The sequence below is a fragment of the Rhodopirellula maiorica SM1 genome, assembly GCF_000346295.1.
In the GTDB taxonomy this organism is placed as follows: Bacteria; Planctomycetota; Planctomycetia; order Pirellulales; family Pirellulaceae; genus Novipirellula; species Novipirellula maiorica.
This window is the reverse complement of sequence record NZ_ANOG01000109.1, coordinates 1-25,867: the sequence shown is the minus strand read 5'-3', so window position 1 is coordinate 25,867 and position 25,867 is coordinate 1. Positions and strand designations below refer to the sequence as shown.

General features: G+C 55.4%; 16 protein-coding genes. 8 read left to right on the top strand and 8 right to left on the bottom strand.

The genetic code is table 11. From position 1 onward, the window contains the following. Both RMSM_RS03270 and RMSM_RS03265 read right to left on the bottom strand, forming a co-directional pair. Positions 1-1,189, bottom strand: a 1,189-nt coding sequence (locus RMSM_RS03270; RefSeq protein ID WP_236621983.1) for a 1-acyl-sn-glycerol-3-phosphate acyltransferase, incomplete at its 3' end; no start/stop codon positions are given. 595 nt (positions 1,190-1,784) lie between these two features. Continuing rightward, the gene (locus RMSM_RS03265; protein WP_008691495.1) at positions 1,785-2,885 is read right to left on the bottom strand and encodes an exonuclease/endonuclease/phosphatase family protein; all 1,101 of its coding nucleotides are present in this window, start codon (positions 2,883-2,885) and stop codon (positions 1,785-1,787) included. Between the two features lie 406 nt (positions 2,886-3,291). Between RMSM_RS03265 and odhB the strand changes: the two genes are divergently transcribed. Both odhB and RMSM_RS03250 read left to right on the top strand, forming a co-directional pair. Next, complete coding sequence (gene odhB, locus RMSM_RS03255; RefSeq protein WP_008691494.1) at positions 3,292-4,617, top strand: 2-oxoglutarate dehydrogenase complex dihydrolipoyllysine-residue succinyltransferase; 1,326 nt, start codon at positions 3,292-3,294, stop codon at positions 4,615-4,617. Positions 4,618-4,650: 33 nt separating this feature from the next. Further along, positions 4,651-5,562 carry a universal stress protein gene (locus tag RMSM_RS03250; protein ID WP_008691493.1) on the top strand — a complete coding sequence of 304 codons (912 nt, stop codon included), beginning with the start codon at positions 4,651-4,653 and terminating at the stop codon, positions 5,560-5,562. A gap of 138 nt (positions 5,563-5,700) precedes the next feature. Here the strand turns inward: RMSM_RS03250 and RMSM_RS03245 are convergent, their stop codons facing one another. After that, complete coding sequence (locus RMSM_RS03245) at positions 5,701-6,771, bottom strand: SDR family oxidoreductase (protein ID WP_008691491.1); 1,071 nt, start codon at positions 6,769-6,771, stop codon at positions 5,701-5,703. A 230-nt stretch (positions 6,772-7,001) separates the two neighbouring features. Between RMSM_RS03245 and RMSM_RS03240 the strand changes: the two genes are divergently transcribed. Further along, positions 7,002-7,841 carry a histidinol-phosphatase gene (locus tag RMSM_RS03240; RefSeq protein ID WP_040763876.1) on the top strand — a complete coding sequence of 280 codons (840 nt, stop codon included), beginning with the start codon at positions 7,002-7,004 and terminating at the stop codon, positions 7,839-7,841. 278 nt (positions 7,842-8,119) lie between these two features. Here the strand turns inward: RMSM_RS03240 and lipA are convergent, their stop codons facing one another. After that, positions 8,120-9,040 carry a lipoyl synthase gene (gene lipA / locus RMSM_RS03235; protein ID WP_008691487.1) on the bottom strand — a complete coding sequence of 307 codons (921 nt, stop codon included), beginning with the start codon at positions 9,038-9,040 and terminating at the stop codon, positions 8,120-8,122. 201 nt (positions 9,041-9,241) lie between these two features. On the opposite strand from lipA, the gene smpB reads away from it, so the two are divergent. From smpB to RMSM_RS03220, 3 genes are all read left to right on the top strand, one after another. Beyond that, a complete protein-coding gene (gene smpB / locus RMSM_RS03230; protein ID WP_008691485.1) occupies positions 9,242-9,745 on the top strand; it encodes an SsrA-binding protein SmpB in 504 nt (167 codons plus the stop codon). Positions 9,746-9,967: 222 nt separating this feature from the next. Further along, positions 9,968-10,660, top strand: coding sequence for an ABC transporter ATP-binding protein (locus RMSM_RS03225; protein ID WP_040763870.1), 693 nt, complete (start codon positions 9,968-9,970; stop codon positions 10,658-10,660). 110 nt (positions 10,661-10,770) lie between these two features. Continuing rightward, complete coding sequence (locus RMSM_RS03220; protein WP_236621982.1) at positions 10,771-12,090, top strand: ABC transporter permease; 1,320 nt, start codon at positions 10,771-10,773, stop codon at positions 12,088-12,090. Positions 12,091-12,210: 120 nt separating this feature from the next. Here the strand turns inward: RMSM_RS03220 and RMSM_RS03215 are convergent, their stop codons facing one another. Continuing rightward, complete coding sequence (locus tag RMSM_RS03215; protein WP_008691480.1) at positions 12,211-18,213, bottom strand: ATP-binding protein; 6,003 nt, start codon at positions 18,211-18,213, stop codon at positions 12,211-12,213. A 793-nt stretch (positions 18,214-19,006) separates the two neighbouring features. On the opposite strand from RMSM_RS03215, the gene RMSM_RS03210 reads away from it, so the two are divergent. Beyond that, a complete protein-coding gene (locus RMSM_RS03210) occupies positions 19,007-19,918 on the top strand; it encodes a class I SAM-dependent methyltransferase (RefSeq protein WP_160168215.1) in 912 nt (303 codons plus the stop codon). A gap of 10 nt (positions 19,919-19,928) precedes the next feature. Here the strand turns inward: RMSM_RS03210 and RMSM_RS03205 are convergent, their stop codons facing one another. The 3 genes from RMSM_RS03205 to RMSM_RS03195 all read right to left on the bottom strand — a co-directional run bounded on the left by RMSM_RS03205 (position 19,929) and on the right by RMSM_RS03195 (position 22,902). Further along, on the bottom strand, positions 19,929-21,245 hold the full coding sequence (locus tag RMSM_RS03205; protein WP_008691478.1) for an OmpP1/FadL family transporter: 1,317 nt from the start codon (positions 21,243-21,245) through the stop codon (positions 19,929-19,931). Between the two features lie 167 nt (positions 21,246-21,412). Beyond that, a complete protein-coding gene (locus RMSM_RS03200) occupies positions 21,413-22,516 on the bottom strand; it encodes an HD domain-containing phosphohydrolase (RefSeq protein ID WP_008691477.1) in 1,104 nt (367 codons plus the stop codon). Next, a complete protein-coding gene (locus RMSM_RS03195) occupies positions 22,513-22,902 on the bottom strand; it encodes an Hpt domain-containing protein (protein ID WP_081613987.1) in 390 nt (129 codons plus the stop codon). The genes RMSM_RS03200 and RMSM_RS03195 overlap by 4 nt, the downstream gene beginning before the upstream one ends. 569 nt (positions 22,903-23,471) lie before the next feature. Here RMSM_RS03195 and RMSM_RS03190 point away from each other — a divergent pair. Beyond that, on the top strand, positions 23,472-25,562 hold the full coding sequence (locus RMSM_RS03190) for a YgiQ family radical SAM protein (RefSeq protein ID WP_201766995.1): 2,091 nt from the start codon (positions 23,472-23,474) through the stop codon (positions 25,560-25,562). Positions 25,563-25,867 lie beyond the last annotated feature (305 nt).

Sequence of the window (25,867 nt, the reverse complement as noted above, 5' to 3'; positions counted from 1 at the left end):
GGTCATCTTTGTCGACCTTGTGCAGCCCCAGAACGCGGTCAAGCACGGCGGCGGGCAGCAACACGGCTTGGATGAACGCAATGGCCTTGTCCCATTTGGTGACTTTGTCCTTGAGCGATTCGAGCAACACGACATCGGCATCAAGTTGCAAATCCAATTTGCTAAGAAACTTTTCGCTGGTCAGCACATGCTTGATCCCGGCATCGTGAATGCAGTGGTTCATCACGGTACTGGAAACGGTGTAGTTCAAGTTTGCCGTGACACGACGATCCATGGTCAACGCGATGTTGGTCGCAACACCGCCGACGCTAGGGGGCAACAAAATCGCGACAGTGGATTCGTCGCGATCGAGCACATCGCGGCGAAGGACTCGGCGCAGCGCCAACACGCGAATCAACAGCTCGCGACCGGTGACCTCGGTCCCCATCGAATCCGCACATTGAATTTTGCTTCCTTTTTTTCGCCACACGCGGATCACGCGACGTGCGAGCGTGGGAAATTGGTCACGTTGTTCGATCGTTGCCCGCGCCCCAAGCGATTGAACTTGCGATCGCACCTGTTCCAGCGGCGTGTCTCCTTCGAGTGGCGGTCCGATGTAGAGCGTCAACGTACGACGAAATTGAGTCGGCCATTTAAAGAAGAACTTACCGCCAGAGAAACTGAAGACGCTGCCCCACATGCCCTCCAACCAAACCGGCATGATCGCGGCGTTGGTGCCCTTCAAAATCTTTTGGATCCCTGGTTTGAAAGCTTGTAGCTGCCCGGTCCGTGTGATCGTGCCTTCGGGAAAAATCCCGATCACGTCGCCATTGGACAGCCCTTCGCGAGCTGTCTTCAGCGCGCGGCCGATCGACTTGGGGCCCGAGTACATCAGGATGGTGTCAAACGCGCGGCCCAAGTAGCCGGCGATTCGACTGTTGAAGTTCGCGCCATCGACGACAAAGCGAACGTTTTTGGGCAGCATCCACAGCAGCAGGATTCCATCGATCCAGGACACATGATTGCTGGCGATCACATAGCCACGGTCTTGAGGCAGATTCTCGAGCCCCACAACACGCTTGCGATAAAGTATTTCTAGGATCGGACGCATGAAACCGCGGACAAACGTGCGAGGCGAGAAGACCGCCAACAGTACGATCAGGATCGCCAACACAGCGATGACGAGTAGTCCAATTTGCAATCCGTTCACTTTAAAAATCTCTCGCAATAAATTCGTTATCGTCGCAAAACAGCGGAGCGATCCCGCCCGGCTGCAATGTTGTCATGATCTCGTGATTACCATAATGCAATCACGCGGGGGACGAAATCAGCCTGACCGAGGTAGCATCGTCTTGGAAACCCCTTAGCAAAAGGGCTGCCGAGAGGGCCCGGCCTGTTTCACTATCGTCCGCAGAGGCTGACCCCGGCGAATGCGAACGAGGCGGCCAGACTCTCTTACCTGAGCCCATCCTTCGAGTGGCGATGCGCCGCAGACCAGCAGCGGGCAAGCATTTTTTTAGTGGTGCAGCGATGGAAACGTTCGCGATTGAGCGGTCGGCCTGTGTCCAATGTCATCTACTTTCGTAGTGGGACTCGCCAGAGTTCCTGGTGTTTCAACAACAAAGATGGGAATTCTGGCGAATCCCACTACTTAAGCATCCCCCAATGGTTGCCAAAGTAGATGGCATTGGGCGCGGGGCCCGTCCGGTTGAGGCGAGTAAAACGTTCGGTTTAGACCGGGCGGGCCCCGCGCCGCACCGCTACAAACGTCACCCGTTTGGCGTCAAAGCAGATGGCGAGTGCGGCTACAGCCGACCGCCTTCGATCGCAGTGAACTCGGCGTACACCGGCAAATGGCTGGTGACGACCTCGGCATCGGCAAGGCTCATGTTGTAGACCCGCAAAAAGTCGAGCGCACCGCCGCGGCCGAGATACTCACTGCAAAACGTTGTATCCATCAAGATGTTGCTGGTTTGGTAGCGGCCAAACAGATCGGTGGGAACGCTTCGCACCGCCGCAACGACATTGTCACCGACAAGCGTCGGCACTAAATAGGCATCATCCGCTTGGAACAGCCCTGCCAGCACGACGTCGTCCTCGCCTCGTCCGTCGTTACGAACACTCTTTAGAATTCCAGGCAGCAAGGCGACTTCGACCGGAGCTTGCCCCAGATCGACCCGAATATTGACCAGCGAGAAGGTCCAGGCCGTTTCGACCGGCGGCTGGGCGGCTTGAAACCAAGCCACCAGCGGATCGTAGCCCATTTGATTCTGAGGGTCGGCGACTGTGTAAGTTTGGTTACGATCGACACGAACTCGCGTGGTGTCGAACAAAAACGCCAACTGTTCCTGGCGCCCCGCCGGCCCGTTGGATTGGCCGAGCACAAAGTCGTATCGCCGGCCGGATTGGTTGATTTCGTCGATCAGTCGAGGGATCAAGTCACGTTCGATTGCGGCAATTTGCTGCAGTGCGACAATGTCAAACTGGTGAACAATCCGCACAATGTTTTGGCGAGCGATTGGGTTAGCCAACTTGGTCGGCCCAAATCCATCGAGCGCCCATGATGCAATTCGCAGGTTGGCGATACGGGCCGAGGATCGTGGCGATGCGCTGGCCGGGGTCGTGGCCACCGCAGTGCGGGCTGTCGACGTGAACGGATTTTCAGACGTCGTCGGGCTGGATGCGGCAGCGATGCCGGCAACAAATCGAGTCGAATCGCCGCTGAATTCGGATTCACCCGGAAAACTCGTCAGCTCGGCATCCCCCCACAACTCGTTCTTGGGCGAGACGCGAACGCCATCGAGCCCTTGAATGTTATAGTTTTTGAAGAAATACCAGCCGCCACCGGCAAGTAGCAGTACTACCACGGCGACTTGAATCGGATTGCCACGGGTAGAGTCTTCCATTGCTCAAACGAGTGATACTTTAAAAGGAGTTGCGAGAATAAGAGGGCGGATCGGATTGAATTGACTAGGAGGGAATCGCCCCGCACGTGCCGCAATCGCACGCGTTTCGATTCCATTTTCCGCCTTATCCGTCATCGATCCGAAAGCGGTCGCGTCATCACGCTCAGTGGTAAATTTGGACGCACTCGTACCACCATCGGCTACCTGCGCGAACCAAGAACTGCATTCGGTACATTCGCTAGGCTTTAACGTCGTTTCGTCGCACACCCCATTTTTGAAACCGCTGCGTCGCTGACACAATCGAAAACACGCGGTAGGATGATGCCATCGTGCAGAAGTCCGTTTTGCGCGAACAAACCACTTGTTTAGTCCGTTTTGCCCTCTTTCTTACGAGCTGATACGAACCGTGAGCGAATCTATTAACGTCGACGTCCCTACCGTTGGTGAATCGATTAGCGAAGTGCAAATTGGTCAGTGGCTTAAACAAGAGGGAGACTGGGTCAAGGACGGGGAAGACCTCGTCGAAATCGAAACCGAAAAGGCGTCGGTTCAGATCCCCGCTCCGGGATCCGGATTTCTTGAGAATATTCAAAAAGCATCCGAAGAATTTGCCGCCGTCGGCGAAACAATCGCATCGATCCGCCTTAGTGACGCTCCCGCTTCAAACGGCCCCCCCCCGTCGGAACCAGGATCTTCGGCGAGCGGCGGATCAAGCTCCTCAGCCTCGGGTGGCCAATCGGCATCAAGCCAGGCTACCGCGGGTGGCGGATCAACGGCGACCGCGGCCAGTACATCGGCTTCGTTCATCATGCCCGCCGCAAAACGGTTGCTCGAAGAGCATGGTTTGTCGCAAAGCCAGGTGCCTGCCACGGGACCGGGTGGCCGACTGTTAAAAGAAGACGTGTTGGCATTCGTTCGCAACCGCGGCAATGCCCCGGCGGCCCCCGCCGCCCCCAAGCCCGCGGCGAGTGTTCCCACCCCCGCAGCTCGTCCGACGGCGTCCACATCGTTGGTGGCCGAATCGGCCCCCAATCGCAGCGAAGAGGTCAAACCGCTGAGCATGCTGCGTCGCACGATCGCGGCTCGCTTAGTCGAGGCTCAGCAAACCGCGGCGTTGTTGACGACGTTCAACGAAATCGACATGCAGCCGGTGATGGCGATCCGCAAGAAATACAAGGACGCATTCGCAGAGCGTCACGGCGTGAAACTCGGGTTCATGTCGTTCTTTGCCAAAGCGTCGGTCGAAGCACTGCGTCGCTATCCGCTGGTGAACGCGGAAATCCGTGATGACAACATTGTCTATCGCCACTACCACGATATCGGAGTCGCAATCGGAGGCGGTAAAGGACTGGTCGTTCCGATTCTGCGAAACGTCGAGCGGATGTCGTTTGCCGATGTCGAGGCAGGGATTTCCGAATTTGCTCGCCAAGCGGGCGAAAACCGATTGCAACCATCTGATTTGATTGGCGGGACCTTTACGATCAGCAACGGAGGAGTCTATGGATCGCTACTGAGCACTCCGATCGTGAACCCACCGCAAAGCGGCATCCTAGGACTGCACTCGATCCAAGAACGCCCCGTCGCAATCGATGGCAACGTCGTCATTCGTCCGATGATGTATGTGGCGTTGACCTATGATCACCGGATTGTCGATGGACGCGAAGCCGTGGGCTTCCTGAAAACAATCAAAGAGATCATTGAAGATCCCTCTCGTTTGTTCTTGGAACTGTAGGCGACGATACGACAAGGAAAGGAACGATCCCCTATGACCAAAGTCATCCTGGCGACGGATGGTTCGCAACAAGCGGACGATGCGATCGAGTTTTTGAAGCGGATTCCATTGCCGCGGCCGATCCACGTTGAGATTGTGACGAACGTTTTCGTGCCGCTGCACAATGGCGATCGGACCGATCCGCTGCTGCGTGATTTTCGCGAACACCAAGAATCCGAAGCGAACCAATATCTGGTGAGATCCGAAGACGCCTTGAGCGATTACGCGGACACCGTTTCGCGAAAATTCCTGCATGGTGATATCGGCCACAGCATCGTCGAATTTGCCGAGCAAACCGAGAGCGACTTTATCGTCATGGGAGCGACGGGACATTCGGGAATCGGCCGAATGCTTTTGGGCAGCGTCAGCGACTATGTGGCCACGCATGCGATGTGCAATGTGATCGTCGCACGAAAACCGCTGCATCAATGTTCGCAAGAAGATCCGATGAAAATCACGATCGGATACAATGATTGCGAAGGATCAGCAGAGGCGATCTGCGAGTTCACAAAACTCGACTGGGACACCACTGCGGCGATCAGTCTGCTCGGTGTGGTGCCAGTATTTCAAGGTTTTAGCCCTGATTTGATGCCCAACATCGTTCAATACCGAAGCGAGCAACGGGTCGCAGCGATGCGTTATTTGCAATCAGGACGCGAACGGTTGGTCAGCGAACACTCGCAATTGTCGACGGATCAAATCTCGTGTGACGTGGTGGATACGGACCACGTCGGCAACGCGATCATCGAACGACTCGAAGAAGAGAAGAGCGACTTGATTGTGATCGGTGATTCGCACCGCAGCCGAATCAGCCGCATGATATTGGGCAGCGTGTCGCGATTTGTCCTGCATCACGCCCACTGCAGCATGTGGATTGCCCGCGACAAAGACGCCGCGAAGGATTAGGCTTTCTTAGTGTGGGATAGGCTTCCAGCCTGTCAGAGCCTTCTCGACCAAATCTGAATCCAGTGCTGCTTTCTTGATGACAGGCTAGAAGCCTATCCCACACTTGATGACAGGCTGGAAGCCTATCCCACATTTGCGCTACGCAAATCGGCTGGCGCCCCAGACTTCGTTTCGGCTGGGCGGCACGAGTCCAGGCTTGGCGGGGTTTTGATAGAGCAGCGTTTTGATCTTCTCTTCCGAACCCGAGAAACCGTCTTCACGTTCGTAATGCCACCGATCGTGGTCGGGCAACCACTGATCGCTAAGCGGCCACGGATCAAACGGGTTATAACCAAGGTCCTGCTGCAGCTTGGACGAATCCATCGTCACATCGCCGGCGCGGGGCGGCATCGGCCCAGCCTCATGTCGCAACGATTTGTGCAGAAGATCTGGATCGTATCCGCCAACGCGATTGACAATCTGGCCAATTTGATACAACGTCAAACGCCGTGGCCCACCGGCGTGGTACAGCCCCGTGAGTGGTTTATCCAACAGCGTCGCAAACAAATCGTTCATGCAGTCTGTATATGTAGGTGTCCGCACTTCGTCGGTGAATAGCGTCGCTGGTTTATTTTGTTTGAACCGCGATGCGATCCAGTCGATTGCACCCGCGTGCTCATTGAAACTGATCCCCATCGGTAACGAGATGCGTAGCACGCATGCATTGTCACATTGCGAAAGCACGACGTTCTCGGCTTCGACCATTTTTACGCCGTACACGGTCACCGGATCGGTGGCATCTTGTTCGTCGTAACTTCCGCCGTCGCGGCCGGCGAACACCAAGTCGACCGACAAATGGATCACACGGGCATCGTGCCGGACGGCTTGGTTAATCATGTTTTCGGCACCGACGACATTCACGCGATGAGCCATGTCGACATTTAATTCACATGATTTTAACCGGCAACAACCACCAAAATTCAGCAGACTTCGGAAACGATATTGGTCCCATAACCGTGCCACACTGTCGGAGTCTTCGGCGTCACAGGCGACGATGCCGTCGCCTGAAAGCGGCCACATGTTGGATTGACGAACCCCGATCACTTGATCGCCATAGCGGTCCCGAAAGTAATGGAAAGCATTGTATCCAGGCACGCCGGCAATCCCGCTGACCAACATCGGCAGCGGCGGGGAAGCGTCGTCTTCGTAGTGAGGGTCCAGCAAATCCATGAACTCGGTTTCGTCGTGTGCGTCAATTTGTCGGCGAGTGGTCGGCCTGTATTTCGGTTTTTAGGTGGTGGATGTCACCCGAAATACGAAACGGCAAGGCTCGATTGGAAACTTGCACATCGACAGACCACCGGGTGCCCTTGTCACTTTCGGGGCGCGGCCAGTATGGTTGAAATGAAGTTTGCCTAAAAATGGCGTCCGAGAACACCCACAATGGAAATCGACGAGTCGTGACAGAGCGAATTTTATTTGAATCCCACTCCCACACCCCGTTATGCATGCACGCCGAAGGGATGCCAACGGAGTACGCCGAGGCCGCTTGGCAGCGTGGCCTACGAGGGATCAACGTGACATGCCACAACCCGATGCCCGATGGCTTTTCGGCGCATGTCCGCATGCGCGAGGACCAATTCGACGAGTATGTGTCGCTGGTGGAAGCCACGCGGAATGAGTGGGCAGGACGCGTCGACGTGCGACTCGGTTTGGAAGCCGACTATTTCGAGGGACATGAGGCTTACGTCGAAAAGCAGCTTCGTTCGGCCGATTTCCAATTTGTGCTCGGATCGGTCCATCCACAGATCGGCGAGTTTCGCGAGCGATACTGGAACAACGATCCGTTGGATTTTCAACGCACCTATTTTCGGCTGCTCGCTCAATCCGCCGAAACCGGTCTATTTGATTCGCTCGCCCACCCCGATCTGGTCAAAAATGTCACCGCCGACGCATGGGATTTGGACCTGATCATGGACGATATCCGTGCAGCGCTGGACCGCATCGCGGCGACCGGTGTGGCGATGGAACTGAACACATCCGGAGTCAACAAAACCATCTCGCAGATGAATCCGTGTCCCGAGATGTTGGTGGAGATGCGTCAGCGAAACATTCCGGTGACGATTGGTGCCGATGCGCATCACCCCGACCGCGTCGCCGACGGTTACGAAACCGCGATGGAACTGCTGCAGCAATGTGGCTACGAAAACATCAGTCTGTTCGAAGCTCGCAAGCGGTACGAAGTGCCGATCATCGATGCACTGGCTAGCTTGCAGTCGACCGAATGCAAAACGTCGTAGGCTAGGCTTTAGGTAGCGGTGCGGCGCAAGCCGCCCGGTCTAAACCGAACGTTTTTTTCTCTGCCACCGGACGGGCCCCGCGCCCAATGCCATCTATTTTCGTAGTGGGACTCGCCCGAGTTCCTGGTGTTTCAACAGCAAAGAGGGGAATTCTGGCGAATCCCACTACTTGAGCATCCCCCTTTGGTTGCCAAAGTAGATGGCATTGGGCTCGCGCCGTGCCGCTAAACAAAAGCGAAGCGATCCCCTCCCGAAACTGTTGGCGAGGCTCGCTACGGTTAAACGGCCGTTTCGGCCATGTCGCGGGCGTGATAGCTACTGCGAACGAACGGGCCGCTGGCGACTTTCTTGAATCCCATGCCGCGAGCAATTTCGCCCAACTCGTCAAATTCTTCTGGTGGAACGTAGCGGACCACCGGCAGATACTTTTCGCCGGGTTGCAGGTATTGACCGAGCGTCAAAAAGTCGACGTCGTGCTCACGAAGATCCGCCAATGCGTCGATGAGCTCGGCTCGTTCTTCGCCCAATCCCAACATCAAACCACTCTTGGTGCGAACGCTGGAGTCATATTTCTTGACATCCAACATCATTTGCAGCGTCCAAGCGTAATCGCTCTTGGGGCCACGGATGCGGCGGTACAGCCGAGGGACGGTTTCCATGTTGTGGTTGAAAACGTCCGGACGAGCTTCGATCACGCGAGCCAATGACGGTTTACAGTGAACAAAGTCCGGAGTCAGCACTTCGGTCGTCGCCCCGGTACGTTCTCGCACGGCCACGACACAGCGGTAGAAGTGGTCGGCCCCACCATCGGGCAGATCGTCGCGGGTCACACTGGTGATCACGACGTGCTTCAGTCCCAACCGCGCGGCGGCTTCGGCCAAACGCTCCGGTTCATCCGATTCGGGTAATTCCGGTGGTCGACCGCGATGAACGGCACAAAATCCGCAGGGCCGTGTGCAAACGGCACCCAGAATCATAAAGGTCGCGGTTTGCTGGCTGTAACATTCCATCCGGTTGGGACATTTTGCATTGTCACAAACCGTTTCCAATTTCAATTCGTCCAACAATCCCGCCGTCATGTGGTTGGAATTGCTGCGGGGGATCGGACGTTTCAGCCAGCGGGGTAGCCGCCCCGATGCACTGACTTCGGCACCTTCAGGAATTTCAGGGTCAGAGACGACAGGTAAGCGAAATGCCATGGACGTAGGGGGATCGGTGGAACGAATGAACCAAATCGGGTTATCGTTCGCATTGTAGTAGACGACGGGCGATTGGTCACGCGAGGTAAACTCAATCGCGGTGCTGAAAATTCCGTCGTTTTGCGGGAAAACGTTATGTGCCCTGGATAATCGATGCCCGGCTGCGCTAAGTCGCAGCTTGGCGGTACAATTCGCCTCGTTATGGCAAAAAACAAGAAAACGAAAAAAAAGGCGGCGGGTAAAAAATCCGAGCCATCGATGACCATCGTGACCGAGAATCGCAAAGCGAAACATCGCTACGAGATCCTCGATTCGGTGGAGTGTGGATTGATGTTGATCGGCAGCGAAGTGAAGTCGATGCGGGATGGCAAAATGTCACTCGATGAAGCCTATATCCGCGTCAAAGACAACGAACTTTGGTTGATCGGCAGCGACATCGCTCATTACAAGAACGCGGGAATGTGGAACCATGATCCCCGCCGGCCACGCAAACTGCTCGTTCACCGCCGTGAATACGACAAGTTCGCGGGCCGGGCGCACGAACGGGGACTGACGCTGATCCCGCTGCGCGTCTATTTCAATTCGCGTGGCATCGCCAAATGTGTGATGGGATTGGTCAAAGGAAAGAAACTGCACGACAAACGTGAAGCCCTCAAAAAACGAGATAGCGACCGCGGATTGCAACGGGCAATGCGACGAGGCTAGTAGGACGACGGGGCGAGCAGCGGAAGTCGTCAAGACTTTTGTTGCCGCTACCGGCCGAACCGCACCTCGCGTGAATAATCCGCACCCCCTACCGTGCGGAACAACGCCCGCTCGCCGCCGGGTCTCAGAAAACGGGCCCCACAAGACGGGCTCCAGAGAAAACGGGCCCCAGAATAAATGAACACGAAACTCAAAGCCTGACACGTCCTCAACAAAGCAACTATGTCTAACGCTGATATGACGCTGCGGATCGCGGATCTGAGCAAAACTTTTGACCAACCCGGGGGCGGTCGATTGACGGTGCTGGATGTCCCCCAATTTGAAATCGCTGCGGGCGAACAAGTCGCCTTGATCGGCGAGAGCGGTGGCGGAAAAACCACGCTGTTACATCTGATCGCGGGTTTGTTGACGCCCGATTCGGGTTCCATTCGTGTCGCAGGTACCGAATTGACGCGGCTTAGCGAACAAGGGCGTGATCGTTTTCGAGCCTCGACGATCGGGTATGTCTTTCAAACCTTCAATCTGTTGCCGGCGTTTACAGCAATCGAGAATGTGCGGCTGGGGATGACGTTTGGTCATGGCAACACCGACTCGGCTCGCGCCAAAGAATTGTTGGACCGTGTCGGGCTCGCCGATCGCGCCCATTATCGTCCAAGCCAATTGAGTGTTGGCCAGCAGCAGCGAGTTGCGATCGCTCGTTCATTGGCTGGCAAACCACGACTGCTGCTGTGTGACGAACCGACTGCGAATGTGGACCCCGTCAGCGCCGAAAACGTGTTGGATTTGATTCGCACTTCTTGCACCGCAGAAAACATTGCAATGTTGATGGTCACCCACAGCATGCATGTGGCCGAGCGTTTTGATCGGATCGACAAGCTCGAAGAGATCAATCGAGCTTTTGTCAATAGTCAGTAGCCGCTTGCCAATAAGTTGCTAGTCCATCGCACGCACTCGAGATCCACCGAAAGAAACACAGACGCATGTCCTTGATCCAAATTGCCTGGCGTAATTTTTGCCACCGTTCCTTGTCCAGTGCTCTAACGACGCTTTCGCTAGCGTTGGGTGTCGGGTTAGTGGTGCTGGTGTTGTCCATTTTTGGCATCATCAGCGAAGCGTTCACACGCAACGCATCGGTCGGCTACAACTTGGTCGTCGGCCCCAAAGGCAGCGCGTTACAATTGACGCTCAACAGCGTCTATTACTTGAGCCAACCGATCGAAAACCTGCCTTTCACCGAGTACATGGAATTCTTTGGTCAAGCCGAACGCGCCGAAATGGTGCGTGAATATGGTGGCGATCCGGCACTGGGTGAACGTGACGGAATCTATGCCGGATACATGGCCGGCGGCTATGCAATTCCGCTGGCTCTGGGGGATTACTTCGGCGAATTCCGTGTCGTCGGCACCACCCCGGATTTTTTCGAGAAATTACGTCATGGTCCCGATGTCGACGAACCGTTTTCATTCTCCGACGGCCGCGCGTTGCAGGAATTCAGCAGCGAAAACAGTTACTTCGAAGCGGTGCTGGGTTCACGTGTGGCCGCCGAAATGGGCAAACAGGCAGGTGACGAATTCTTTCCCACGCACGGGGATCCCGAAGGCGAAGGTCACGGCCAAGGATTCAAAATCGTTGGTGTTCTTGATCCCACAGGGACTCCGAACGATCGTGCGGCATTTGTCAATCTCGAAGGTTTCTACTTGCTCGACAACCATGCCAAACCGCTGACGGGAGACGAAATCATCGAGGAACCTGCGGATTGGCAACAGCGTGACCCCGAACACAAACCGCTGTCGATTCCGCAACGCGAAGTCACTTCGATTCTGATTCGCAACGGCAATCTGATGTTCGCACCTGGGATGCAGAACACGATCAACGAAGGGCTACGCTCGCAAGCCGCCGCTCCGGTCGGTGAGATCGCCAAGTTGATGACCGCGATCGTCGGTCCCCTACTCAAAGCATTGCTGGCGATCACGCTGATCACGAGCGTGGTGGCAGCGGTGGGTGTCTTGGTTGCGATTTACAACTCGATGAATGATCGACGTCGCGACATCGCCGTGATGCGGGCGTTGGGAGCGCGCCGCGAAACCGTGACCGTCATCATTCTGGCCGAAAGCTTGATCATCGCACTGGTGGGCGGACTACTCGGCTGGTTCCTTGCCCACTTTGCGATCTGGAGTGCGAGCGGTTACATCGAAGCTCAAACCGGAGTACGCGTTAGCTTCTTTACCACCAGCACCTATGAAATAGCGATATTGCCATTGGTGATCGCGTTGGCCCTGTTTGCTGGTTTTTTACCGGCTTGGAGTGCTTATCGCACCGATGTCGGATCGAATTTGTCGGCATAGGGATGTTCTCCTAGTCCGCAGCCGACTCGGACGCCAACGGTTTCAAGCAAGCCATTTCGGCGAGCGTTTGCCAAACCCAGCAGATTGTTTAACACAATCGCAGAGGTGACAGGACGACTATCACTCAACGGTGGTTTGGGCACCGCTTGACGCTTTGACGCAGTGACGCTCGATGATTTCGAACAGCGTCTCGGGTTGGATCGGTTTGGCTAGGTATCCGTTCATCCCCGCCGCCTCGCAGGCCTCCCAAATCTGGTCGTCACTGTGGGCTGTCATGGCGATAATGGGCAGATTTTGACACGTCTGACTGGCTTGCTCTCGAATCAGCTTGGTCGCGTCAATTCCGTCCAATCGCGGCATGTCGACGTCCATCAAGCAAATATCGAAAACCTCTCGTTGTGCCAATTCGACCGCTTCCACCCCATCGCTGGCGACGACGACAACATAGCCTTGCATCTCGAGTATCCCCATGATCACTTCTTGATTGATCACGCCGTCTTCGGCGACCAGGATACGCGTCGGTGATTCCGCCGTATTCTGTTCCTGGGACACGTCGTTTTGACTCGCAGCTTCGTCCAAACTGGATGCGGCTAGCTGGTCAAGTACCTTGGGTTTCCGCCGCATCGAATCGGTTTCGCTCTGTTTCGGCAAATCCCGCTGTTCCGTCGCGAGCGACTTTGTGCTCGATTCCGATTCCTCGGGATTGGTCCAGCGGAACTCAGGATCTCGCCGCAGCAGACCAGTGGATTTGGCCAGCAGATCACTTGCCAGCACGGGTTTTCGCAGTTCCGCCGACCACTCGCCGCGCTGGGCATCCAATGTCGCATGGGCAGGCAGCAAGAACAGACACGGGATATTCAATTCAGCACACTGATCGGCGAGGTGCTCGATTTTATCGCAACCAAAAATGACCAAGTCCCATTGATTGTCAAAGAAATCCGCATCGAATTGCCATTGGCCACACTTCGATCGACACGGCCACAATTGAACATTCGCGCCGATCGATCCGAGCGCCGACTCGTTGGCCCGCGCCGATGCGTCCAGCGGATCGATGATCGCCACGCGTGGATTGCCAAGCACCGGGCAGGGGTCCAAAAGCGGTTGCTCGTCGGCAAGTTCCAACGGTAACAACAAGGTGAATGTGCTGCCGACCCCCACGACGCTCCGCAATTCGATCGTACCTTGCATGCGTTCGGCGAGTTCACGGCAAATGGCCAATCCGAGTCCGGTGCCTCCGTATCGCCGCGTGGTGCTGCTATCAGCCTGCGAAAACGATTCGAATACTTTGTCCTGTTGGTTTACCGGGATTCCGATACCGCTGTCCTGCACTTCGATCGACAACAGATCCTCGCCACTATCCACATGCAGCGTCGTGATGGTCAGCGAAATGTAGCCTTGTTCGGTAAACTTGATCGCGTTGCCGATCAAGTTCATGATGATTTGACGCAGACGAGCGGGATCCCCCAGGATCGCTTTGGGTAGATGTGGGTCGACATCGCACACCAACTCGACTCCTTTTTGCCAAGCGGACGCGGCCATCAAACGGCTGACCTCACCGGCTAAACACTCCAGATCCATCGGGATTCGCTCGAGATCCATCTTATTGGCTTCAAGTTTCGAAAAGTCGAGCAAGTCGTTGATCAACGTTAGCAGCGACTGACCACTCTCTTCGACGGTTTCGAGGTATCCGGTTTGCCGTGGATCACTCGATGCGTCACGAGCCAACCGGGTCATCCCAAGAATCCCATTGAGCGGCGTACGGATTTCGTGGCTAATGGTCGCCAAAAACCGGCTCTTCGCTTCGTTTGCCGTGTTGGCTTGCGCGATCGCACGTCGCAGCTGTTCTTCGGTGGCACGAAGTTGTTCATTGCTATTGGAAAGCTGACCCGCACGATCTTCGGCGGCTTTGGTTCGTTCCAACACTCGTTGTTCGAGCGTATCGTTCATCTGTTGCAAACGCAGGAACCCGTCGGCATTTTCCAGTGCAGCACCGGCCAATGTGGTGACAAAGTCGGCAATTCGCCGCTCGTCGGCGCCAAACAAATCTTTTAATTCGAGGTGAGAGACCAAGATCACGGCGACCGGATCTCCACGAAACGCAATTGGGGCGGCAATTGCACTACCGCTGCCTCCGCCGACATTACTCGCATCGTAATCCAAGCAAACCGCTTGATTGGTTTGCACGGCCATGCGAATCAATTTTTCATTCGCCTCGGTCCGGCGCAAACACGATGGTTCGCAGTCCTTGCCATGCCAAGGTTTGAAAACCAGTTGGCTAAGATTTTGATGGATCGTGACCACATCAACGTGCTGGCCGCGTAACAGACGACGTGCCGACTCGCTGGCTTCTGCGAAAACCAAATCGGCCGAAAGTGCTTGAGCGATCCGGCGTCCCGATTTCAAGACTGTGACGAAGCGATCGGCCAACGACAAATTCGTTGATGTCAGACCGGTCCCTTTCCCCTCGTCGCTGCCGGAGGGATAGCGTTGTTTGAGTTCAGCAAGTCGTAGCAAAAGCGACTCCGGAAAAGTACCGAAAAAGTCGGGTTCGCGTTCGTACAACTTTTGTAATAACTGTAGCGAGTCGCGTTCTTCGACCACTTGCGACAACCGCTTGGCGGCTTTCAAACTGGATTGCAGTTGATGCGCGGCGCGACGCATGTTGCCACGAATCAAATGCAAGATGGCAATTTCACGGCGAACTTGAGCCAGATCCGCAGGGAATCCGCGTGCTAAAGTCGCGGCTTTATGTAGCGCCGCACGTGTCAGCCGTAGCTGTTTGCGAAAACAGCGGCCATCGCGACGATCAATCAATTCGAGCTGGCGACGCATCGCTGTGCCCAACCATACGTAACAGGGACAGATGTACGTGTTGAGGTGTCCCGCTTTTTCGCAACGTTTGATCGCATCCTGCAAAACCACCACTGCTTCATCGACTCGATCGTGATGCAACAACATCACAGCAAATGCGAGCTGAGTTTGCGCATGGCTCTGCGCATCGGGACGCGACCGCGCCGCCTCTTCCAAAACAAGTGACAATGATAATGTTTGCGGTGTCGTTCTCGCCCAAACATCCAAACTGATTCCGGTGGCTTGTCGGTCTCCGATTTGACGGCCCGATTCGAACATTTGTGACGCGACTTCGGCCGCTTCGGCATAACGCCCGATGCGATATAACGCGTTGGCGGATTGGTAGCGAGCCATGTTCATTTCCCAAACATCGCCGGTTTGCCGCAATAGCTCTACTGCATGTTTGGACGTCTCGATCGCATCGTCGAAACGACATTCGGCCAACATCACCACCGAATGATAGTGGTGCGATTGCCCTTGACCCCATGCGTCGTTTAGCGAGGTGCGAATCGCCAACGACCGCTCCGCGTATCGGTTCGCTCGCCCGAACCATCTCAGCAAGCTCATCACCGGACCATGTTCACTGTAGAACGACGCAAGAGTCGCGGAGGGCTGAAATCGCTCGGCCTCGTTTAGCGAACGCAGGTGATTTCCCAGAGTCCACAGCGTGTGACGACTAAACCAGTAGACACGTGAAAGACGGCTGAGCAATTCGAGTCGCAAACAGTCAGTTTCGGACAACGACTTGTTGCGAGCGATCCAGCGAACCGGCAGATAGCTATGGATGACTTGGAAAAAGATTTGTGCGATCAGCCCGCAAAACATCGTAAAGAAGTTTGCAGGAACTCGGATCCCGATCACCGCCAACGCCTGTTCATATTGCGCAGCGGCCTCGTTGAAGCGTCCGCGTTTGAATGCCACTTCGCCAATTTGTTGTTGAATCCTGGCCCGTTCCATCGCGGTGTCGGCCAACTCCAACGCTTCGTACAAATGGTCCGCCGCTTGGTTGTAGCGACCGGCCAACAGATGAATGGTTCCGAGCCCCTCAAAAATCTCGAGTCCCGTTGCGCGATCGTCGCTAGAGAACCATCGTTTGGCGATCTCGAGTTGATCTTGCGCTACCGACAATGAAAATCGTTGACGCGCAGCCCGTGCCGCTCGCAGCGACGTGGTCAGGGCAAGTTCGCCATCACCTGCGGCATCATAGTGAAATGCCAAATCATATAGATTTTCGGGGTCGTGCTGGCACAGATAGGCCACCGTTTGCTTGTGAATCCCGCGGTGCTCGACCGGATCGAGATGTTTGCGAAGCTGTTGATGGATCGGATCATTGGCGAAACAAAACCATCCAGCCCGCGTCTCGCGCCACAAGATCCGTCGTCCCAGCGATTCGTTGACCACCTGTAACACTTCCGCATAGGGAATTCCAGTTACGGCGGTCAGCATGTCCAAGTGAAATTGTTGGCCGATGACGGCGGCGGAGGCCAGAATTCGCATGGCGTGATGCGACAGCGCGTTGACTTGCCGGTCCAACAATTCGGCAAACGATTCGTCGCCTCGCAATGCTTCAATCAATTGCCCGCTAGAAACCCAACCCTCTTCTGAAAAGGTGACGACCTTGGTATCAATCATCCGCCGCAATAACGCCGATGCCATGGTCACACTGCCATCGGCGACATCGACGATCGAGCATTTGATCGATTCCGAAATTTTCCCCGCCGTCGATTCGAGGTGCAGTTCCAACGCTTTGGAAGAAAGACGGCCGAGCCGAATCGGGGCGCCGCCCGGCGCCATGTTCAACGATTCTGCTGATTCGCCAGTGACCACACACAACATACGATGTCCGGGTGCCAACGCCACTTGGTCCATGATCGTGCGGATCACGGTACGACTGAGTTCATCGGCAACGTCCAAATCATCAAACAGCAGCACCACACCCGCCGGTTCTTTGGCGAGCGCAGCAAACATTTCGGCCAATGCAATCGCCGCTCGCTGACTGCCATAGGCCTCCGGTCCGGTATGGTCCGCCGAACCTGGCCACAGCGGCGCTAGCGCCGGCCACAAATCCCGTAGGGTGGCGGCATGATTTTTTGTACTTTCGGCAAGCCGTGCAGCGAGTTCGGGCTGTTTTTGGCAGAGCAGTTCGATCGTCGATAACACCGTATCAAGCGACTGTAGCGGCTTTGGGTTTGTCGACGAGCTCGCCCCGCCGCGAAACACAAACAGCCCTTCGGCTTTCGCACGCAGCAGCACTTCATCGGCAAACGCTCGGCGATGGCCGATTTCCGCCCCGGTAATCGCATGTAACTGAGATTGGCCCGCCTGTACCGCCATCATCGATTTCTGGATCGTTTCCAGTTCTTCGTCGCGGCCGACCAAAGAAGCTTCGGCCAACTCGGGACGAATATCATGTGTCCCAATCGCAAACGTCCGGGTTGAGTTGGATGTTTGTTGCTCGGTGATCGATTGCAAATCGTAAAGCAACCCCGACGCAGTCTCGTAGCGATCCCGAGGATCACGTCGCAACAAGCGGGCGACCAAATCATCGACCGCCGCAGGCACTCGCAATCCGAGTTCGCGGAGCCGCGGTGGCTCGAGAGACAGTTGGCAATCAAAGTAGTCGCTCGCATTGGTCGCTTCGATCGGGGATCGCCCGGATATCATGCTAAATAGGATCGCGCCGACCGAATACAGATCCGATGCAGGACAAACCTTTCGCGACAACAAACCACTCGATTCAGGTGAAATGAACACAAGATCCTCGACCGGAAAGGCGAGAATGTCTTGCTGAGCGTGAACGTTCAACACCGAGACGTCACGCAATTCCACCTGATTTTTCGCGTCACAAAACACGTTTTGCGGACTAAGCCAACCGTGGACACGCGACATGCGGTGCCAGTCTTCTAGACATGTCGTTAACGAGATCGCGGCTTGTAGCGTTTCACGCAACTCGAACCGACGCCCCGCGAGATGTTGCCGCAGAGGAAGCCCCCGCGGCACATCGATGACGCGAGTCAAGCGATGCGGATGATCGTGAAACTGATGCTGTTTCAGACTTCCAATCGGTTGCTCACGCACATTGTTTTGCCACTCCAAACGCAGTGACGCAAACCGTTCGTCCGTGGCTTCATTGGCCTCGATCCACTCGGCCAAATAGCGTTCGGCCAATGCATACGACTGCACACGACAACTCTTGACGGATCCATGATCCTCAATGGCTTGGGTCGCCGCATAATCGCTTAGTTCGGGCAGAGGAATCGGAACAGTGATCATTTTCGTATGTCAATGGAGACGTAGCCAGGCGATGCCCAGCATGACGACGGTAACTTCTGTAGCGGTTGCCCTGAAAAGGAGGGCATGATCGTCGTGTACAAGCGAAACGGTTATTAAGTAGCAGTGCCTAGGCACTGTTGCGGAACCACGCCCCCCCATAACAACGAATTCCGATGAAACGTTTTGCGAAACGAATGAGGGTACTTTGCGCCGCGTCCTGCCGAAGCCTAGATCACAATCCGAGTTCAAGCCGCCTTTACTGCTGAAATACAATTTTTTTTCAGCATAAATCGCAGGGACACCGACCCCTTCTGCAGCAGGTCTCTGCAGCGTACCAAAGCGCATTGGAGGCGCAAGATTGCGCTTACCCGCTCGGCTTGTCGTGACGGTTGTGAGGGTCAGTCAATAGAGTTGTTTGCTAGGAAAACCCGAGAGAACCTGATGTTTTTTTACCGTATAGACCAGCTTCTCTGGACGCTACAACCGGATCGTGCCCCTTTTCAACGCGACAGACGAACAACTCCTTGCATCAGCTTGACAGTTCCCTCAGCTATGGAATATTGCTCGCAACCTGTTGGCGACACGATTATGTTTTGAACTTGCAGTGTTCATCCCATTTCATCGGATCGCTGACTATTCTCAATTTCTTCGTAGGGGCAAACGCATCATGAACGTGATGTCACAGGATTTTCGTAGACGTGTCCGGCCGTCGGGCGTGGCAAACTCAACTCAAGTTAAAAGTGAGACGTTATCGTCTCCGCAGAAAAGCAGCGTCGCTTATCTGAAAACCTTATTGGATCATGTCAACTCGGTGCTGGCGTCGCCCTCATCGGACAGCGACGCGATCGAAGACGCCGTGGACGTCTTGTTTCACGAGCTACGTGACATCCGCCACGAATCGTCCAAAGACCAATGGGCCGAATTCATCAAAGTAGGGCGAGCCCATCCTGTTTGCCAATTGGTTCATCAAGACCCGTTCACATCGCGAGCATTCAATAAGCCACGTGGCTACGCGGGTGACGCTGTCATGATGGATTACATCTACGGACGCGAAGAAGATTGGCAACGCCCCGAAGCGAGCCGTGTGGGCTCGGCTGTGTTCAACTACACCACCGCAGCCCCGGCATCAGCCGGCGTGCGTGAACGACGCTGCTACGTTGCGGAATTACTAGACAAGATGGCTCGCCAACAGAGCGGTCAAGAGGTATTGGCGGTCGCAGCGGGACATCTTCGCGAAGCCAGTTTGTCGGTGGCCGTCCGTCGTAATCGGTTTAACCGGTTCGTCGCCATGGACGCCGATGCCGAGAGTCTCGAAGAGATAAAAACTCGCTATGGGCGTTACGGGATCGATCCGGTGACCGCCAACATTCGCCAAATGCTGACCGGAAATCTCGATCTCGGTTCGTTTGATTTGATTTACACCACGGGGCTGTACGACTACCTCGCAGATTCGACCGGGATGCGGTTGACGTCCAATCTGTTCGATTGTGTTCGTCCCGGTGGAAAATTGGTGATCGCCAACTTCCTACCGGAAATCCGTGACGTGGGCTACATGGAAATGTTCATGGATTGGCATCTCATTTATCGCAGCCGCGGCGACATGCTGAAATTGGCCGACAAGATCGTGCAAAGCACGGTCGAAGAGATCCGTGTGGTCGCCGAAGTCAACGAAAACGTCGTCGTCATGGAAATGACCAAACGATAAACGTGCCCGCTTAGAATCGACGCATCGCACTGACAAACACCATGTGCGTTTGCGTCGAGACGGTGGCATTGGAAAAATCACCACCGGGATACGTACTGGTCCCGGTGTGCACGTCAGGTGCAAACGCGAATTGATACGCCGTGTCGATCTCCCACCCGCTGTGCTTAAAACCATAGCCCGCTGAAAAGTGATGCTGCAGCGTCGTTTGCAGATACGTGGACGTCGTTGCTGCGGGAATCGGATTGTCTTGATAACGATATCCCAGCCGCACGGTTCGACGATCATCGAGATCGCGTTCGTATCCGGCGCTGACGATCAATGCGTCTTTCCATTGCAAAGGAAACACCTCGTCGATTTTTGGTCCCGCCACGGCTTGAAAGACAGGGTTGGTGGGATTGGTAAAGACGAGGTTGGCATTGTCATAAGCACTCGACCAATCCTCCCATTCAAAATCCAATCCGATTCGTTGACAGGAATCGACTTGGTGCATGATTCCGATGCCGACCGATTGAGCCCACGTCAAACCAAACTCGACGTCATAGTAGCTACGTCCCAATGGTGTGATGTCGACGGCCGCTTTACCATCGGCTTCGAATTCATTTTTGCTTTGGTAGTTCACACCGATCGTGGTGCGATCGGTCAAAGCGTACTGCGATCCGCACGACCAAGAGAGGGCTGCGCCGGTGGCCTGGATATCCAACATCGTCGGAGTGCCGCGGAGTAGTCCGGAATTCAAGTAATACGGGCCCTCGATTTCGACGTGACTAACCGCCGTGCCGAGGGTGGCACCGACAGTCCAGCGATCGGTCATGCGAACCGAGATCCCGGGCAAGATGCGGACCAACGCACCAAACGATTTGTAGGTGTGATTGCCTAGCAGCGTCGCGGGGCCTTGCAAATCGTAGTCCGATGCAAATCCAGCAGGAGCAAACGCGCCGAAGCCCAGCACGATGTCTTCGTTCCAGCGGCGGGCCATCATAAAATAGCCTAGTCCGGTCGGATTGTCGGCCGCATCCGTGGTGGGATTGTCGTCGTCAGAGTAGGACAAGTCCGTAAACAGTCCTGCGCCACCGATATCGATGTACGACGAGTCACAGCAACAATCGCCGACGAGACCTAGCATTCCGGCTGCGTTGTCGTGCAGCACCACACCATTGTCGCCAAAGCCGAGATTCGTTCCGCCTCGTCCTGCTTCGCGTGCGGACAATGCATTACTAATCGTCCCGGCGGCGTTCGCGGGAACCGCAAACAATCCGACCATTGATAGAAATGCCAACCACCGTATTGGCAATTGTTCTCGCCGCGCGTGCAGATTCCGATTCTTCACTTCGATGCCCCCATCGTCCTTGATTATTTCAGCCCCATCAATTGACGCGTGGCGATTCTGCTACGCACAACGACTATTGGGATCTGATCGGTCGGTGGGGTTGTTCGGGCTGGCACGAATTGGCGTAATCAGCCGATTCGGTGGCTCGTCAATGTGGGTGGTTCGGGTTAGTTAATCTGTAACGCCCATGATGGAGTTGACGGGGTCCTGACCAACGGCAAAAACTCGGAGTCTTCGGTTTCCAGAGCATCATTGAGATTTTCTTTGATCTGGGCAAACTCGTCTTCAAGTTTTAAGAACGCTTTGACCATATCGGGATCAAAATGCGATCCGGAACCTTCCTTGATCACATTGACGGCCTTGTCATGGGAGAACGCGGGCTTGTAAACGCGTTCGCTGGTCAATGCGTCATAGACATCCGCGACGGCCACGATCCGTCCACACAGTGGGATTGCCTCGCCCGCCAACCCGTTGGGATAGCCCGTGCCGTCCCAGCGTTCATGATGCGTCATCGCGATTTCATACGCCATATGTAACACGGTCGATTCAGGGTGCGCGTCGACGACCGACCGCAACGTATCGCCGCCGATCTTTGCATGCTGGGTCATGATCGCAAATTCTTCGGGCGTCAACTTTCCAGGCTTCAGCAAAATGCGGTCGGGGATACCGACCTTGCCGATGTCATGCAGCGGACTGGTTTCGTAGATCGATTGAATGTAAATCCCGTCGATCGTTTCTTGAAATTTGGGCCATGTCGAAAGCTCGACACACAGCAATCGACAATATTCGCGGATTCGTTCCAGATGGCTGCCGGTTTCGTTGTCGCGGCTGTCGGCCAATTTGGCGAGCGCGAAAATCATCAATTCGCGACTTTCTTGCTGGAGCAAACGCTCGCCAGCACGAATTCGCATCAGCATTTCGCTGGGGCTAAACGGTTTGGCGATATAGTCGTCGGCGCCGGCATCGAGCCCCTCAACGACGCTGTCGGTGTCGCAGCGCCCGGTCAAAAGAATGACATACGTGTAATCACACGAATTGCGTCGGCGAATCTCGCGACACAAATCGATGCCATTCATTTGCGGCATCTCAACGTCCGAGATGACCATTCGATACTTGCCGGTGCGAACGTATCGCAGCGCCTCGACGCCATCGGACGCCACGGCAGTCGAATAGCCAAAATACGACAGCGCATGCCGCAGCGTCTCCGCCGCGATCGGATCATCGTCGACGATCAAGATATGCGTCGTCTTACTAGCTAATTTCATGGTCATTTCTGTTCTCCACGATCCGAAGGAACGCTCACCGAAAACTCATCACTCAGAAACTCTCGGACCTCGCAATGCAGTGAACGCAGTTCGTCCACCATCGCAAGTAATTCAGAGGTTTCGTCACAGTGAGCCCGCGTTTCGAGCTCGGCGGCCACTTGAGCCACGCGAGCGGACGCCATGGTCTGGGCTGTTCCCTTGTGTCGATGGGCCAGCGACGCCAGTGAACTTTTGTCCCCTATCCGAACCGTGGATTCGATCAGGTCGCATTCGTTCTGCGACGTCTCAACAAATCGACAAAGCATTCGTTTTGCCATCTCTGCACTTCCCATCATTCGCTGGATCAATTGCTCGCGATCGATAATCGGCATGGATGGTTCGGTAGTGGTCATCAGAACACTCAAAATACAAACGAGTCTTAGACGCCAGTTGCCTGGTGTCTACACGGTGCCCCACCGTGTCAAGCAAACGCTAGCTTCCGCTTTAACCACATTGCCTCTTTTTCACACATTTATTCGGTGAACCGAATCAATGAGCGTATCCCCCCCCAATGCTCATTCGCCCTAATTGATACAACCTGACTTACAACGAGTGGAACGAATCCCCCCAACGCCAGGACCTTTGCTTGGCGCAGGAATGCGGCGACTCTCCAATCGGACACAGTTTATCGCTATCGGATTGGGGGTTTCGCCTTACAATGAGTGCGACGTCGCGTATCGACAGTGCTGGCCCAATGCCATCTACTTTCGTAATGGGACTCGCCAGAGTTCCTAGTGTTTCAACAGCAAAGAGGGGAATTCTGGCGAATCCCACTACTTGAGCATCTCCTGTGGTTGCCAAAGTAGATGGCATTGAGCGCCGGCCCCCCCTCAGCCGCACTGTGCTCGTAAACAAAATGCCACGCTCGCCAACCAGTGCGTTGCTCACAAACAACCTCGTTCTCTAATCAATCAGTGTTTTGATGCAGTTACCGGTTATTGATCCGTCCCTCAGCACTCCGCCCGCTCCCGCGATGGCTCGCGACTATTTGTCGAATTTGGCCGCCGGAGGCCGAGCCCCAACGGGCCCGGTGGCCGCTCGCCCGCTGCCGATGAGCATGAAAGAGGCTCGCGATCGGGGCTGGGACGAACTGGACATCGTCTTTGTCACCGGCGATGCCTATATCGATCACCCCAGCTTTGCGATGGCGATTCTCGGTCGCACGCTCGAGGCGGCTGGTTTTCGCGTCGGCATCATCAGCCAACCCGATTGGCGATCGTGCGAGCCGTGGAAAACGTTCGGCCGTCCGCGATTGTTCTTCGGCATCAGTGCCGGAAACATGGACTCGATGATCAACCACTACACCGCGAACAAGAAAGTTCGTAACGACGATGCCTATTCACCGGGCGGCAAGATCGGGTTACGTCCCGACCGAGCAACGTTGTCGTATTGCCAACGCGCCCGTGAAGCCTACAAGGGTGTGCCGGTGATCGCCGGCGGCGTCGAAGCCTCGCTGCGACGTTTGGCTCACTACGATTACTGGAGCGACAAGGTCAAACGATCGATCTTGCTGGACAGCAAAGCCGACTTGGTTGCCTTTGGGATGGGCGAAAACGCGATCGTCGAAATGGCCAAGCGGCTGGATGCCGGCGAAGACGTCAAAGCGCTCCGCGACATGTTAGGGGTGGCTTATACGCTAGGCGCATCCGAGTCCGATGCGGTCCCCGAGGACGCATTGCGATTGCCAAGTTTTGACGAGGTCACCAGCGACAAGGTGGCGTTCGCCGAAGCGACTCGCATCATCCACAACGAAACCAACCCGTACAACGCACGCCCATTGGCGCAGCAGCACGGCACGCAAACGGTGGTCTGTACCATCCCGCAGCCGCCGATCTCCGAAGCCGCGATGGACCAACTGTATGGGCTGCCCTACACCCGGCGTCCTCACCCGAGTTACAAGGAACCGATTCCTGCGTACGAGATGATCAAGAACTCGGTCACGATCATGCGAGGATGTTTCGGTGGCTGCACGTTCTGTTCGATCACGGCACACCAAGGCCGGATCATTCAATCGCGTAGCAAAGAATCGATCCTTGGCGAAATCTCGAAGATGACCAAGGACAAATCATTCAAAGGGGTGGTCAGCGACATCGGCGGCCCCACGGCGAACATGTACCAAATGAAGTGCACTCGCCCCGAGGTCGAAGCGGTTTGTCGCCGTCAATCGTGCGTGCATCCCAAGATTTGCAAACTACTGGGCGTGGATCACACGCCAGTGATCGAACTGATGCGAGAATCACGCAACCTGCCCGGTATCAAGAAGGTGTTGGTCGCTAGCGGGATTCGCATGGACTTGGCCCGCACATCGCCGGAGTACTTGAAGGAATTGACCGCACATCACGTGGGCGGAAAGCTAAAGGTGGCTCCAGAGCATGTCGACGCTGGCGTGCTGAACAAGATGCGGAAACCAAAGAACGACGACTTTGAACATTTCACGGACATTTTCAAAGAAGAGTCACAGCGAGTTGGCAAGAAGCAATTCATCGTTCCATATTTTATTGCATCGCATCCCGGCAGCGATGTTCGCGCGATGATCGAGTTGGCATTGTTTCTAAAACGCAACGGCTACAAACCGGATGCGGTACAAGACTTTATCCCAGCGCCGCTGGATATTGCCACGACGATGTACTACACCGAATTGGACCCGTTCACGAAGAAGCCGGTCTACATAGCCAAGGCGATGAAAGAGCGAAAGATGCAGCGGGCGTTGATGCAGTTCTTCAAGCCTGAGAATTATTTCGAAGTCCGCGAGGCGTTGCGGTCAGTCGGACGGACCGATTTGATTGGCGACGGTTGCGATGGATTGATCCCCTCAAAGCCGCCTCAAGAAGCGATCCGAGCGCGACGTAGTGACGCCAACAAACGGTTCCGGGGCGAGTACGTGCACACGATTGCCAAGCCGGGTACAAAATCGGGTGCGACGGCCAGTGGGGAACAGAAGAAGGGCAGCAAAAAGAAACGCCGCGACCGCAAGAGCACCGGCTACCGCCCCGACCGCCGCGGCGCCAATTAACCGCTCTCGTAGTGGATCTTGCCAAAGTCAGTCCCGACGGGACGACATGCTGTAGCCACGGGTGCAACCCCGTGGTTGCGAATGCAAACATGATCGCGAAGCCCTGAAGGGGCGACGGGACACCCCGACGTGGAATCTCCTGCCGTCCCTTCGGGACTCATGGTGCGGGAATGATCCTTCGTTCCATGGGCTCACGCCCATGGCTACAACCTATCGCCACTTCGTGGCTGGGTGGCTTGATGCGTCTTCGCTTCCGTCCGGCTTGCCCAGCCGGAGCGAGCAATTGGAAGCTACCAATCGAACTC

Bases quoted from the DNA above. Each gene is read 5' to 3' on its own strand.
- RMSM_RS03265 (WP_008691495.1), bottom strand. From the start codon at position 2,885: ATGGAAGACTCTACCCGTGGCAATCCGATTCAAGTCGCCGTGGTAGTA.
- RMSM_RS03250 (WP_008691493.1), top strand. From the start codon at position 4,651: ATGACCAAAGTCATCCTGGCGACGGATGGTTCGCAACAAGCGGACGAT.
- RMSM_RS03245 (WP_008691491.1), bottom strand. From the start codon at position 6,771: ATGGATTTGCTGGACCCTCACTACGAAGACGACGCTTCCCCGCCGCTG.
- lipA (WP_008691487.1), bottom strand. From the start codon at position 9,040: ATGGCATTTCGCTTACCTGTCGTCTCTGACCCTGAAATTCCTGAAGGT.
- smpB (WP_008691485.1), top strand. From the start codon at position 9,242: ATGGCAAAAAACAAGAAAACGAAAAAAAAGGCGGCGGGTAAAAAATCC.
- RMSM_RS03225 (WP_040763870.1), top strand. From the start codon at position 9,968: ATGTCTAACGCTGATATGACGCTGCGGATCGCGGATCTGAGCAAAACT.
- RMSM_RS03215 (WP_008691480.1), bottom strand. From the start codon at position 18,213: ATGATCACTGTTCCGATTCCTCTGCCCGAACTAAGCGATTATGCGGCG.
- RMSM_RS03200 (WP_008691477.1), bottom strand. From the start codon at position 22,516: ATGACCATGAAATTAGCTAGTAAGACGACGCATATCTTGATCGTCGAC.
- RMSM_RS03195 (WP_081613987.1), bottom strand. From the start codon at position 22,902: ATGACCACTACCGAACCATCCATGCCGATTATCGATCGCGAGCAATTG.
- RMSM_RS03190 (WP_201766995.1), top strand. From the start codon at position 23,472: ATGCAGTTACCGGTTATTGATCCGTCCCTCAGCACTCCGCCCGCTCCC.